10 protein-coding genes and 3 tRNA genes are annotated in these 13707 nt (G+C 59.2%); 4 read left to right on the forward strand and 9 right to left on the reverse strand.

Going from position 1 to position 13707, the window contains the following annotated elements; all coding sequences use genetic code 11:
- Positions 1 to 446: 446 nt before the first annotated feature.
- The 7 genes from Q8K08_RS12050 to tgt form a co-directional block, all read right to left on the reverse strand.
- Positions 447 to 520: transfer RNA gene (locus Q8K08_RS12050), tRNA-Cys, on the reverse strand.
- Between the two features lie 234 nt (positions 521 to 754).
- Positions 755 to 830 (reverse strand) — tRNA-Val (locus Q8K08_RS12055).
- 157 nt (positions 831 to 987) lie between these two features.
- Positions 988 to 1062: transfer RNA gene (locus Q8K08_RS12060), tRNA-Val, on the reverse strand.
- A gap of 13 nt (positions 1063 to 1075) precedes the next feature.
- Positions 1076 to 1486: an HU family DNA-binding protein gene (locus tag Q8K08_RS12065; RefSeq protein WP_305250229.1), complete on the reverse strand. Its 411-nt coding sequence runs from the start codon at positions 1484 to 1486 to the stop codon at positions 1076 to 1078.
- Between the two features lie 184 nt (positions 1487 to 1670).
- On the reverse strand, positions 1671 to 4079 hold the full coding sequence (gene lon, locus Q8K08_RS12070) for an endopeptidase La (protein WP_305250230.1): 2409 nt from the start codon (positions 4077 to 4079) through the stop codon (positions 1671 to 1673).
- A 222-nt stretch (positions 4080 to 4301) separates the two neighbouring features.
- Complete coding sequence (locus tag Q8K08_RS12075; RefSeq protein ID WP_305250231.1) at positions 4302 to 4892, reverse strand: hypothetical protein; 591 nt, start codon at positions 4890 to 4892, stop codon at positions 4302 to 4304.
- Between the two features lie 270 nt (positions 4893 to 5162).
- Entirely contained in the window at positions 5163 to 6293 is a 1131-nt protein-coding gene (gene tgt, locus Q8K08_RS12080; RefSeq protein ID WP_305250232.1) for a tRNA guanosine(34) transglycosylase Tgt, read from the reverse strand.
- Positions 6294 to 6468: 175 nt separating this feature from the next.
- Between tgt and Q8K08_RS12085 the strand changes: the two genes are divergently transcribed.
- Positions 6469 to 7041, forward strand: coding sequence for a PDC sensor domain-containing protein (locus Q8K08_RS12085; protein ID WP_305250233.1), 573 nt, complete (start codon positions 6469 to 6471; stop codon positions 7039 to 7041).
- Between the two features lie 51 nt (positions 7042 to 7092).
- Positions 7093 to 9738: a methyl-accepting chemotaxis protein gene (locus Q8K08_RS12090; RefSeq protein WP_305250234.1), complete on the forward strand. Its 2646-nt coding sequence runs from the start codon at positions 7093 to 7095 to the stop codon at positions 9736 to 9738.
- A 95-nt stretch (positions 9739 to 9833) separates the two neighbouring features.
- Here the strand turns inward: Q8K08_RS12090 and efp are convergent, their stop codons facing one another.
- Complete coding sequence (efp, locus tag Q8K08_RS12095; RefSeq protein ID WP_304799878.1) at positions 9834 to 10400, reverse strand: elongation factor P; 567 nt, start codon at positions 10398 to 10400, stop codon at positions 9834 to 9836.
- 123 nt (positions 10401 to 10523) lie between these two features.
- Here efp and epmA point away from each other — a divergent pair, with 123 nt between their 5' ends.
- Positions 10524 to 11564 (forward strand): EF-P lysine aminoacylase EpmA, encoded by a 1041-nt coding sequence (gene epmA, locus Q8K08_RS12100; protein WP_305250235.1) that lies wholly within the window; start codon positions 10524 to 10526, stop codon positions 11562 to 11564.
- A 31-nt stretch (positions 11565 to 11595) separates the two neighbouring features.
- On the opposite strand, the gene Q8K08_RS12105 is transcribed toward epmA, so the two are convergent.
- Positions 11596 to 12243 (reverse strand): TetR/AcrR family transcriptional regulator, encoded by a 648-nt coding sequence (locus Q8K08_RS12105; RefSeq protein ID WP_304802229.1) that lies wholly within the window; start codon positions 12241 to 12243, stop codon positions 11596 to 11598.
- 127 nt (positions 12244 to 12370) lie between these two features.
- On the opposite strand from Q8K08_RS12105, the gene Q8K08_RS12110 reads away from it, so the two are divergent.
- On the forward strand, positions 12371 to 13621 hold the full coding sequence (locus Q8K08_RS12110; protein ID WP_304802230.1) for a Zn-dependent hydrolase: 1251 nt from the start codon (positions 12371 to 12373) through the stop codon (positions 13619 to 13621).
- Positions 13622 to 13707 lie beyond the last annotated feature (86 nt).

A 13707-nucleotide genomic window follows, 5' to 3' on the forward strand; every position in this document is an offset into this window, starting at 1 on the left:
CCACCGTCGCCGCCGCTCAAGTCCCAGAATATCACCACGCATCGCAAGCCCCGCATAAGACACGTCGTTAACGACGTCGCTATGCACGTCCCATAAACGATCATCCCAACTTCAGGCAGGCGGTGCCAACCGAGCCGTTACGGCAAGACTGACGACCAACCGCCCCCGCCGATCGCGCCACCGGTTCGCAAATTTCGCCATGAGCGTCCCATGCCGGGTGATCAGCCTGACCTGCGTGACCGTGGCCAGAATTCTCAACTGGCAGGGACGGCGGCGCGATAACACAACCTTGATCCTGTGCAGCTTTATGACGCCGTCATCGCGCCCGACGTCTCAGACACTGTTGTGAAGGCCCCGACCGTTGCGAAACCGGGCGGCGCGTTAACAGATTTGCAGACTGCCAGCCCGAAGGCGCGGAAAAGATCTGCCAAGTCATTGAAAGGATTTGGAGGCGGGTACCGGAATCGAACCGGTCTACTCGGATTTGCAATCCGGTGCATAGCCTGCCTGCCCACCCGCCTCGCTACTGAGCCTCTTAGATTTTTCTCTGGAAAGGGTCAAGACGATATCACTCTGGTTTGAACTTTGAAGCTGCAACGGCAATGTCAGGCGGAGTATATGATCAACGAATGCCGGATCATGTGTCGCGTGCAGATCAACGGCATCACGCGACCCTAAGCGACAAAGCACTCGGCACAAACAGCCACAGCAAATCAGGGTAAAAATATCAAGGTCTTGTATTTATTGGATTTTATGGTGGGTGATGACGGACTCGAACCGCCGACATCTTCGGTGTAAACGAAGCGCTCTACCAACTGAGCTAATCACCCGCGCTTTGGTCGTGTAGCGCCTTCCCACGCGGCTTTCAAGCCTGCTTTGGTGTGGTTTTTCTATTTTCGGTATTTGTAGCGGGCATCGCCATTTCCACGCAACCCGTTAAAAAAGCGGCCCGTTTCGGGACCGCTTTTACCGCAAGCGCGGGAATAATGGTGGGCGATAACGGATTTGAACCGCTGACATCTTCGATGTGAACGAAGCGCTCTACCGCTGAGCTAATCGCCCGATGAGGCGTGTCTTAGACGGCTTCTTCCGGCTCTGCAAGGGCCTCTTTCGGCTCTTTTGCCTTGGGTGCGCCAACGCCGCGCACCTTGAGCGTCATCATCGAACGACCCTCACGATCAACGGATTTTGCAACGCGCACCTTGCCAACGCCGGGCAGATTAAGCTCCTCACCCTTGGCCAAGGCGTCGCCCAAAGCGGCAAGCGTGGCTTCGACAATCTCTTTCACGCCCTTTTTCTTGCCACCCGTCACCTCGGCAACCCGAACGACCAGTTCGCGCAGCTTCAACGCAACGGCGCGATCTGCGCCTGCGTCTTCACCACCCGCGACTTCCGACGTTGGCGCAGTTGCGGCAACGGCGACCGCCTTTAGCTTTGGCGCCGGGATGCCCTTTGGTCCCGGTTTTGGAGTGGCCTTGCTGGACATAGAAAACTCCCATTGCTTTCGGTTGTTTGATGGTTTTTTGCAGATTAGCCACGAAGCGGCAACAACACCACTGGGAAACGCGACGGTTTTGCATCAACCACCCGGATCTTATCGGGACAAAGCAATGAGAAAAGCGCCCCGGTTGGGGGCGCTTTTCAAAGTTCAACCAAGGGGCGAGAAAGGGTCAGTGCGCGGTGTGCGCCAGTGATGCGACCTCGCCCGCCCGACGGGCCGCGGCGGCGGCTTCCTCGGCGGCTTCGTCCCATTCGATCGCCTCGGGCTGGCGTACCAAGGCTTCGGCCAGCACTTCGCGCACGTGACTGACGGGGATAATCTTCAGCCCCTGCTTCACGTTATCCGGAATCTCGGCCAGATCCTTTTCATTTTCCTGCGGGATCAGCACGGTCTTGATACCGCCCCGCAGCGCCGCCAGCAGTTTTTCCTTAAGCCCGCCAATCGGCATGGCATTGCCACGCAAGGACACTTCGCCCGTCATGGCGATATCCCGGCGCACCGGAATTCCTGTCAGGACGGACACGATAGATGTCACCATCGCCAGACCTGCCGATGGACCGTCCTTTGGCGTGGCGCCATCAGGGACGTGAACGTGAATATCCATCGTTTCAAACTGGGGCGGCTTTACCCCGATTTGCGGGCTGATCGAACGGACATACGAGGCCGCCGCGTCGATGGATTCCTTCATCACATCGCCCAGTTTTCCCGTGGTCTTCATCCGCCCTTTGCCAGGAAGTTTCAGCGCCTCGATATGCAAAAGGTCGCCGCCAACGCTGGTCCATGCCAGACCTGTCACCACGCCGACCTGATCTTCCAGCTCGGCCAGACCATAACGGTGACGCTGGACGCCAAGGTATTCCTCGACCTTGGGCACATCGACCGCAACCGATTTGGCCTTGCCCTTGAGAATCTCGGTCACCGCTTTGCGGGCCAGTTTGGCGATCTCTCGCTCAAGGTTCCGCACCCCGGCTTCGCGGGTGTAGTAGCGGATCGTATGGGTCAACGCGGCGTCATCGACAGAAAACTCTGTCTTTTTCAGGCCATTGGCAGCGATTTGCTTTGGCAGCAGGTGTTGCCGCGCGATTTCGCGCTTTTCATCTTCGGTGTATCCGGCCAGCGGGATGATCTCCATCCGGTCCATCAGGGGGCCGGGCATGTTGTAGCTGTTGGCCGTGGTGATGAACATCACGTTCGACAGGTCGTATTCGACCTCCAGATAGTGATCGACGAAGGTGGAGTTTTGCTCCGGGTCCAGCACCTCGAGCAGCGCCGACGCCGGATCGCCCCGGAAATCCTGACCCATCTTGTCAATTTCATCCAGCAATATCAATGGGTTGTTGGTCTTGGCCTTTTTCAGATTCTGGATGATCTTGCCCGGCATCGACCCGATATAGGTGCGACGGTGGCCACGGATTTCAGACTCGTCGCGCACACCGCCAAGACTGATGCGAATGAACTCGCGCCCGGTGGCCTTGGCAACCGACCGCCCAAGCGAGGTTTTGCCCACGCCCGGAGGGCCGACAAGGCACAGGATCGGGCCTTTCAGCTTGGTGGAGCGCGCCTGCACCGCCAGATATTCGACAATGCGTTCTTTTACCTTTTCAAGCCCGTGGTGGTCAGCGTCCAGCACCTTTTGCGCGGCAACCAGGTCTTTCTTGACGCGCGACTTCACGCCCCACGGCACGCCCAGCAACCAATCCAGATAGTTGCGCACGACGGTCGCTTCCGCGCTCATCGGGCTCATGGATTTAAGCTTTTTAACCTCGGCATCAGCCTTTTCACGGGCCTCCTTCGACAGTTTGGTGGCCGCGATGCGGGTCTCCAGCTCGACGATTTCGTTCTGGCCTTCTTCGCCATCGCCCAGCTCACGCTGAATCGCCTTCATCTGCTCATTCAGGTAGTATTCGCGCTGCGTCTTTTCCATCTGGGTCTTGACGCGCGATTTGATCTTTTTCTCGACCTGCAGAACGCTCATCTCGCCCTGCATGTGGCCGTAGACCTTTTCCAGCCGCTCGGACACGTCCAGCGTTTCCAAAAGCGCTTGTTTTTGGGCAACCTCTACCCCCAGATGGCCCGATACAAGGTCGGCCAACCGTGCGGGTTCGCGGGTTTCCTGCACCGCAGACAGGGCTTCTTCGGGAATGTTCTTCTTGATCTTGGCGTAGCGCTCAAACTCATCTGCAACGGCGCGCAGCATCGCTTCCACCGCCGAGGCATCACCGGGGGTTTCAGACAGCGGCACGGCCTGCGCTTCAAAGTAGCTTGGGTTATCGACGAATTGGGTGATCTTCACTCGCGTTTTACCTTCGACCAGAACCTTGACGGTGCCGTCGGGCAGTTTCAGCAGTTGCAGCACATTAGCCAACACGCCGACGCGGTAGATACCATCGGTCGCTGGGTCATCAACGGTCGGGTCGATCTGGCTGGACAGCAAGATCTGCTTGTCGTCCTGCATCACCTCTTCCAGCGCCCGCACAGATTTTTCGCGGCCAACAAACAATGGCACGATCATATGCGGAAACACCACGATGTCGCGCAGAGGCAAAACCGGGTGGCTGGTGAAAAATTGCTCGCTCATGTCGCGTTCCTTATCACGGCAGGAAGGTCACGGCCCCGAACATCGGCAGCATCCCGACCTTCCCCTCTTTGGCCCCTCTATCTGGGGGGTCCGCCGGGGGGTGTCAACCTGTGCTGCCCTTGCGTCGGCAAAGACCCTCTGTTGTCGTCATGATGCGCCTTGGCGCAAGCGGCGACAAGTCACAATCCCAGTCCGATTTGTCGGGAATCCGTTACGTTCTGTTCAGTCCCTGTTGAAGCCGGGCTTCAGGCTCAACTGCCCCACATCGCCCGCCCCTGCCCCTTGAACAAGGTCGTTCACCGCGGTTTCAATCTTGGTGACACAAATAGGGCAGACTGTGTAGCTGACAAGCGCCGGATGACTGGTTCCCGGATCAGTCGGGTCTTTCCATGACTTGCCAGCCGCATGCACATAGCCACAAACAGAACATTTCTGATCCGGTGAAGCCGGATCATAGGCCCAAGGCCCCATGGGCTGTTCCAACCGGATTGCGTCGCGCAACTCATGCACCATGATAGCGCGCCGGTCCTTCATCGGCTTGATGGTCAGACGAAAGCGGCGCAGTTCTTCGGGACCGTCGCAGCGGTAATCCATCCGCAAGGTGCCCTGAGAGCCAATCACCGCCCCGACGGTCTGTTCGACCGCCTCTGTGGTGGCACGGTCAGAGATATAGTCGGTCAACCGTGTGGCAAGCACATCATTCGCAAGAATTGCCTGTCCACCGTTGCGAAGCGCAAAATCATCCCAATCGCCGCCAACCCAAAGGATGCGGAGCGACGAGTCGACCACGCAGAAGCAATGTAGAAATTTCAATCGTCTGGTCCGTCATTGCAGGGCGCTGCATGATGACGATAACAGCACTCCGCAAAAAATGCCCATAGAAGTTTACACCTTTTGCTGATTTTTTGCACTTCTGCCGCTGGAATGTCGAAAAACCGCCGAAAACGTGGCCGTTGGCAGGCAATTAATTCAACCTGTTCCGCAGCCTAGGCGAAACCGGCCACAGAGGTGTAAACTGTCCTTTGAAATTCTTGCAGAGCCTGCACATCTACGCCCACTGCCGGACGCCTTGGACCAGTGATGTTAAAGCGGGTCTATGTCACCTTGTGCACGTTCGGCGTGGAAACCTGCCACAAACGCGCTGAGCCGACCTGCGGCAATCGCATCGCGCAGGCCCTGCATGAGTTCCTGATAGTAATGCAGGTTGTGCCATGTCAGCAGCATGCCCGAAATCATCTCCTGAGCCTTGAAGACATGGTGCAGGTAAGCGCGGCTATAGCTGCGGCAGGCCGGGCAGGTGCAATCCGCGTCCAAAGGGCGGGGGTCATCCATATGGCGGGCGTTCTTGATGTTGACCTGCCCCCGCCGCGTCCATGCCTGCCCGGTGCGCCCCGAGCGTGAAGGCAGCACGCAATCCATCATGTCGATGCCGCGTTCGACCGCGCCCACGATATCATCGGGCTTGCCCACCCCCATCAAATAGCGCGGGCGGTCTTCGGGCAGGAACCCGGGCGCGTAATCCAGCACGCCAAACATTGCCTCTTGCCCTTCGCCCACCGCCAGACCGCCCACGGCATAGCCATCAAAGCCGATGTCGGTCAGCGCTTTGGCCGATTCCTCGCGCAGATCGCGTGTCACGCCGCCTTGCATGATGCCAAACAGAGCGTGGCCCGGACGGTCGCCAAACGCATCGCGCGACCGTTGCGCCCATCGCATCGACAAAGCCATCGACTTTGCCACCTCGGCATCGGTTGCAGGCAACGCGGGGCATTCGTCAAAACACATCACGATATCGCTGCCCAACAGCTTTTGAATTTCCATGCTTCGCTCAGGGCTCAGCATGTGTTTTGACCCGTCAATATGGCTGGAGAACCGCACGCCCTCTTCTGTCAGCTTGCGCAAGGACGCCAGCGACATCACCTGAAACCCGCCGGAATCGGTCAGGATCGGGCGTTCCCAGTTCATAAAGCGGTGCAGGCCGCCAAGATTGGCGATGCGTTCCGCCGTCGGTCGCAGCATCAGGTGATAGGTGTTGCCCAGCAGTACATCGGCCCCGGTTGCACGCACCGATTCCGGCAGCATCGCCTTGACCGTGGCGGCAGTTCCGACAGGCATAAAGGCAGGCGTGCGGATTTCGCCGCGTGGCGTGTGGATCACGCCTTTGCGCGCCCTGCCATCGGTTGCTTCTACGCTGAACCCGAACTTTTGCGCCATCGCCCTGCCCCGTTATTGCTTGACCACAGGTCGCAATACCCGATCCAGCCGGGAATCCAAGGGGGGATGGGCCGTGAGAAAATCGTGGGCATTTTAGGAATGGCGCTGCTGTTAAAGGGTCAGAAAGCTGCATGAGGTTAACTGCCCTCTACCGTTTTGTTTGAGGGAGAATACCATGCGCCGTCTTGCCGCCATCCTGCTTTGTGCCTACGCCCTGCCCGCCTTTGCCATGGATACATCGGATCCCGCCGCCAAAGCCCGCGCCTATGCTGCCCAAGCGCGGACCACCTGGGCCGCTGATCCTGTGATCCTTGCCGCTGTTCAGGACCAGAACCTGCGTCACGCAGCGCTGACCCAAAGCGATATTGACGCATTGGACAAAGCGTGGATGAGCGAACTCGGCAAACCCGTGCAGCCTGTGATCAACAGCGTTCTGACCACCGTATCGTCAGACATGCTGCGCGCGCAGGTCGAACAGGCGTCCGGCCTGATCACAGAGGTATTTGTGATGGATGCTCTGGGCCTGAACGTGGCCTCATCCGGCATCACATCAGATTATTGGCAGGGGGATGAGGCGAAGTTCACCGAAACCTATCCAAAAGGTGCTGACGCCATCCATGTCAGCGACGTGAATTTCGATGAAAGCACCCAAATTTATCAGGTTCAGGTGTCCTTTACGCTGACCGATCCTGCCGATGGCACGGTCATCGGGGCGGTCACCGTCGGGCTGAACGCCGAACATCTCTAACTTCAGCGCCGCCCAGATTTTTCCCAACTGCCGTATCTAAGGAATGCCCCGATGCCCTTGTCCGTGTCCGTTCCCACCCGCGCAGGTTTTCGTTTGCGTTCGATCTTTCTTAAGGCGACAGCCATCACGGCCCTGACTGTGGCTGTCGTCACCGCAACGATCACCTATAACAACAACAGCGACGCCAGCGACATGCTACAAAACGCATTGCGCGACAAGGCCGCCATAATCACAGATTTTGCGAGCAATGATGCTGGCGGGGCCTTGCGATTCAACAAACCAGAGGCGGCAAAGGCCATTGAAGAGCGATTGCTCGGTCTTGTGGGATCCCAACTGACAGAAATTGTAACGCTGCGGCTGGATGGCAGCGTGTTTTCCCGCGCCATACAGGGTGATGCTCAGGTGACAGATGATGCCACGCTGCAACTGGGCAAAACCCTGTTGACGAATGTGGCCAGCTGGACTGCCCAGAACAGAAAGCCTTCGCATGAGGAAGAACTACTGCTTGACGACACAGGCATGATAGCGGCCCATCCGGTGTATTTCGGGGCCGAGGCCGAGATTGTCGGCGTGATCGTCACGCGATGGTCTGAGGCGCAGATCGTCCGCAAAATTGCAGAAAAGATGCGGCAGAATCTGATCATCGGCACCGGCATCTTTGCCGCGATGCTGATAGCCGCTGCCTTTATGTTTCGTATGTTCATTTCCGCGCCGCTGCGCAATCTGAACGCAGCCGTCGCAAAGGTCGCTGCCGGTGACTATGCCGTCAATGTGCCGGGTCAGAACGCCAGAGACGAAATCGGCGACATCGCCCGCGCTTTGGAAGGGTTCCGGTCCGATCTGACGAACTCGGTCGAGGTCACCCGCATCGGTATGTTCAAGGGATCTGGATTTGAAGGGGCCTCTGCCGCACTGGTCATCACCGATCCGGATTTTCGTATCCTGTTTGCAAACCCGGCCGTGCAAGCCTTGATCGCAAAGTATTTTTCTTCCGGACCTGGCACAACCATAGACCTGATCGGTCGCCCGGTCATCAGTCTAGACCCCAGCCTCGCAGGCTTGTCCAGCCTGGCAGGCGCGAGCCAGCCCCGGCAGATCGGCTTTACGCGCGGACGGGAAATATTCGAAGTGGCGATGGCCCCCGTTCAAGATGCCAATGCGGTGCTGACCGGATATGTTCTGGAATGGAGGGTGACGACCCAGACCCGCCGCAATGCCGCTGTCCTGTCCGCGATTGATGCCGGGCAACTGCGCGCCGAATTGTCAAAGACCGGACAGATCGAGTCGGCAAATGAGCGCTTCGCGGGTTTGCTCGGCCTTGCGCCGTCGGCGGTTGTCGGGCGTGATTGCCGCACCTTGATGGTGTTCGATGACCCCGACGCGGGTGATCTCTGGCTGCGGCTGAAAGCGGGGGACCCGATTGATGGTCTGCTGCGGCTGACCCTGCCAAACGGTCACGCCTTGCTGGATGCGCGACTCACCCCGCTCAAAGATGACAAGGATGTGGTGCAGTCCTACCTTCTGCTCGCCGCCGATGTCACCCGCCAGCAAACCGCGCTGCGAGAGGCCGAAACCACCCGTCGTGAGGTCGAAGCAGCGCAGGCCAAGGTCGTCGATGCCTTGCGCGCAGCCCTTGCACGACTGTCCAACGGCGACCTGACCGCCACGCTGAACGAAAAGTTCGATCCCCGCTATGATGGCTTGCGCGCCGATTTCAACGAGGCGACAGACCGTCTGCACGCGGCGTTGTCAGACGTGGTTGAAAGTTCTTCGGCGATCCGGGGGGAAGTGAACGAAATCAGCAGTGCCGCCGACAATCTCAGCCGCCGCACCGAACAGCAGGCGGCCACGCTGGAACAAACCGCCGCTGCGCTGGATCAGATGACCACTTCGGTCAAATCCACCGCCGAAGTTGCCCGCCACGCGAATTCCCGGGTCGAAGAGGCCAAGCAAAATGCCGAAACATCCGGTCGCGTGGTGCGCGAGGCGGTATCGGCTATGGGCGAGATTGAACAAAGCTCGTCCAAGATTTCCCGGATCACCTCGGTGATTGATGAAATCGCCTTCCAGACCAATCTGCTCGCCCTTAACGCAGGAGTCGAAGCCGCCCGCGCAGGCGAGGCGGGGCGTGGCTTTGCCGTTGTCGCCTCTGAGGTGCGCGATCTGGCCCAACGCTCGTCGGAAGCCGCCCGCGAAATTGCCGGGCTGATCACCGCGTCGTCCGATCAGGTCAAGCGCGGCGTCAGTCTGGTGGCCGAAGCGGGACGAAGCCTGAATGGCATTCAGTCGGCAGTGGGGGAAATTCACACTCTCGTCTCTGACATCGCAAGTTCAGCGAAAGAACAATCCAACGGCATCACTGAATTGAACACGGCCGTCAAACATCTTGATCAGGTCACACAGCAAAACGCCGCGATGTTCGAGGAAACCTCGGCTGCGTCACAATCCCTTAATCGCGCGGCAGGTGCTTTGGCCGAAACGACAAACCGCTTTACGCTGCAGAGCGCGGCAATCAGTGACCACAGATCTGGCGCGTTGACCAGCCGGACGGCCAGGTCGTGGGGTACGCCAAAGACAAGCGCCAGTCCACCAGCCGCCAAGTTTCAATCAACCCGGACTGCTCCGGCAGCCGCCGCAGGCAAGCGAAGCGCCCTTGCCCTCCAAACGGCGCCCGGAGACGGTTGGGAGGAGTTCTGAAACAAAAAAACCGGACCTGAGTTTCAGGTCCGTGTCCAACGCCACAGGCACAAGACGGGATCTCAGGACGTCAGGATCCGGAGACCAAGCGCATGTCAATCCTTTGAACGGCCAACGTAGGAATAGTCTTCAGTGTTGATCTCAACCCGCGTGCCCACACCGATATGAGGCGGCACCATGACCCGCAACCCGTTCGAGCAGATTGCCGGCTTATAGGACGAAGACGCCGTCTGTCCCTTGACCACAGGTTCGGTCTCTGTGATCTCTACCACGACGCGCTGCGGCAGCTCGATAGCAATCGCCACACCTTCATAGGTCCGTAGATACACCTTGATCCCGTCGGTCAGAAACACCTTGTCATCCCCGATCACATCGGGCGTAACCGCGATCTGCTCATAGGTTGCGGGCTCCATGAAGTGATAGCCTTCGCCGTCTTCATACAGGAAATCATACTCGCGCTCATCTACCGTGGCCTTTTCGACCATCTCGGTTGTGCGCCAGCGTTCCGACACCTTCACCCCATCCGAAATCCGGCGCATATCGACGCTTGTGGTCGGCGTGCCCTTGCCCGGATGGAAGTTTTCGGCTTTCAGAACGGCGTAAAGCTTGCCATCCATTTCGACAACATTGCCCTTGCGCAGCGAGGATGCGATGACTTTCACGGTCAGATCTTCCTTGTGGATTGTGAGGCCGAAGGGTAGCCCCGGCACCGATTGAGTGCGCGCCTATCCCATCTGGGCGGGAATTTCAACGCAGGCTGCGCAAAAAGACCGGGGAACTGTCACATGCCGACCGATGCAAACTGGTGGTCTGCCACCCGCCACGCCGATCGCCGCCCGCTGCTTTTGGCGCGCAACCGGATTCAGGCAGCTGTGCGTGGCCATTTGGCAGAAGATGATTTCACCGAGGTGGACCCGGCTTGCTTGCAGATCAGCCCCGGAAACGAGACGCATCTGCACGCATTCGGCACACAGGCCATCGGCAATGATGGCCAGCCGCGTGCCATGTATCTGCACACCAGCCCAGAGTTTGCGATGAAAAAGCTGCTCGCGGCGGGCGAGACACGCATTCATGCGTTCGCCCATGTCTGGCGCAACCGCGAGCGCGGCGCGCTGCACAGCCCTGAGTTCACCATGCTGGAGTGGTATCGCGCGGGGCAGGATTACACCACGCTGATGCGCGACTGCGCTGCTTTTTTACGCCTTGCGGCACAGGCGGCGGGGGCCAGTCTGTTGCAGTTTCGCGGCAGCACCTGCGACCCGATGGCTGAACCTGACCGGATTTCGGTGGCGCAGGCCATGCAGCGCCACGCCGGGGTGGATCTGCTGGCCACCCTGAATGCAGATGGCATCGCAGACCGGGACGCCTTGGCCAGACAGGCGACTGCCATCACCCTGCGCGTGGCCGATGATGATACGTGGTCAGATATCTTCAGCCGCATCCTGTCTGATCGCATAGAGCCCCATCTCGGCCATGGTCGCCCGACGATACTGGATCGCTATCCGGTGGTTGAGGCAGCACTGGCCCGCCCCTGCCCTGACGATCCGCGCGAGGCGGAGCGGTTCGAGCTTTATGCCTGCGGAGTCGAGCTGGCCAATGGCTTTGGCGAATTGACCGACCCTGCCGAACAACGCCGCCGCTTTGCCGCCGAAATGGATGAAAAGGCGCGGCTGTATGGGGAACGCTATCCGCTGGACGAAGATTTCCTGTCTGCTCTTGCCCATATGCCGCCCGCCAGCGGTTGCGCCATGGGCTTTGACCGGCTGGTGATGCTGGCCACCGGCGCGCCGCGCATCGACGATGTGCTATGGGTTCCGGTGGGATAACTCGCTGCGATGTCAGCCGGATCAGCGCCGCTTACACCACACCAATTCCGCGCAGAATCACGGATTTCACCGTCTCGGTTGCCTCTCGCCATTGCGCATCAGTCAGGGGGTGGCCGCCATTCAACGTCTCAATCTGGTGGCCAAAATCGGCATAATGCTGGGTCATGGCCCAAAGCATGTAAAGCAAATGGCGCGGATCGACCGGGGCCATCTTGCCCTCATCCACCCAACGCTGGATCACTGCCATCCGACCCACGGTCCAGTCGCGCAACGTGGTTTCCAGGTAATCCTGAATGACCGGCGCGCCATGCATCACCTCGGACGCCCAGACTTTTGAGCCAAACGGATGACGGCGCGAAATCTCCATCTTGGCCTCAATATAGCCGCCGATCCCCTCTACCGGCCCTGGCGCATCATCAAAGGTGTCGGCAGCGTGCAGCCATATCTCAAAAATATTGCGCACCACCTGCCGATAAAGCGCCTCTTTGGTCGGGAAATAGTAATGCAGATTGGCTTTCGGAAGCCCTGCCATGTCGGCGATCAGCTGCATCGTGGCTCCGCCATAGCCCGCTTCGGCAAACACCCGTTCCGCCGCATCCAAAATCACACGCTCATTTTCGCGCCGTATTTCGGTGCGTTTGCCCCTTTGTATGCGTGAAACTTGTGCGTTTTGGTTCATCAGCCCGGCAGAAATTATGTTGACCGAATGGTCAGGTTGTGGTGCGCTTCACCTTGACCATACGGTCAGAAAACGAGTCGCTGCAAGGGGTGCGAAGATACCTCGCGCAAACAGGGAGAGCCAGCTGATGCCAGCACCCGGAGAAAACCTCCGCATCAATTCGACGCGGCTGTGGAACAGCCTGATGGAGATGGCGCTGATCGGCCCCGGCCTTGCGGGCGGCTGCAATCGTCAGACCCTGACCGATGCCGACAGTGAAGGCCGCCACCTGTTTGCCGGATGGTGCAAGGCGGCAGGCATGACGATGGGCGTCGATACGATGGGCAACATGTTCGCCACCCGTGCCGGGACAGATCCCAGTGCCCTGCCCGTCTATATGGGCAGCCATCTGGATACCCAGCCGACGGGCGGGAAGTATGACGGCGTGCTGGGGGTCCTGGGCGCGTTGGAGGTGGTGCGCACGATGAATGACATCGGGGTCCAAACGAAGCACCCGATCGTGGTAACGAATTGGACAAACGAGGAAGGCGCGCGCTTTGCGCCGGCCATGCTGGCAAGCGGCGTGTTCGCAGGCATCCACAGCCAAGACTATGCCTATTCCCGCATAGACCCCGAAGGCTTGCGCTTTGGCGACGAGTTGGCCCGCATCGGCTGGGTTGGGGATGAGGTGGTTGGCGCGCGTCGCATGCACGCGATGCTGGAATTGCACATCGAGCAAGGGCCAATTCTGGAAGCCGAGGGGAAATCCATTGGCGTGGTCACGCATGGGCAAGGGCTGTGGTGGCTGGAAATCACCCTGACCGGCAAGGACGCCCATACCGGCAGTACGCCGATGCACCTGCGGGTGAATGCGGGCCTTGGCATGGCGCGGATTACCGAGCGGGTGCATCAGATCGCCATGAGCCACCAGCCGAACGCCGTGGGCGCGGTGGGACAGGTCTTTGTCCACCCGAATTCACGCAATGTGATACCTGGCAAAGTGGTGTTCACGGTGGATATCCGCAGCCCCGATCAAGCCAAACTGGACGCAATGAAGGCCGAAGTGATGCGCGCCGCACATGCGGTGGCGGCAGAGCTGGGCCTTGGCTGCGGAATCGAAGATGTGGGCCATTTCGATCCGGTAACCTTTGATGCGGGGCTTGTGAAGATCGTCCGGCAATCGGCAGAAAAGCTTGGACATTCCCACATGGATATCGTCTCGGGCGCAGGCCATGACGCGTGCTGGATCAACCGTGTGGCGCCGACGGTGATGGTGATGTGCCCTTGCGTGGACGGGCTTTCCCACAACGAGGCCGAGGAGATTTCCCCCGAATGGGCAGCAGCGGGCACGGATGTGCTGTTGCATGCGGTGCTTGAAGTGGCTCAGGTGGTTTCCTGAGGCTGGCCGCCGGGGCTCTGCCCCGGACCCCGGGATATTTTTGAACAGGTAATGACAAGGGAGCGGCGCGATGGCTTCGACAGTGA

The sequence above is a fragment of the Pseudotabrizicola sp. genome (genome assembly GCF_030684215.1).
Lineage (GTDB): Bacteria > Pseudomonadota > Alphaproteobacteria > Rhodobacterales > Rhodobacteraceae > Pseudotabrizicola.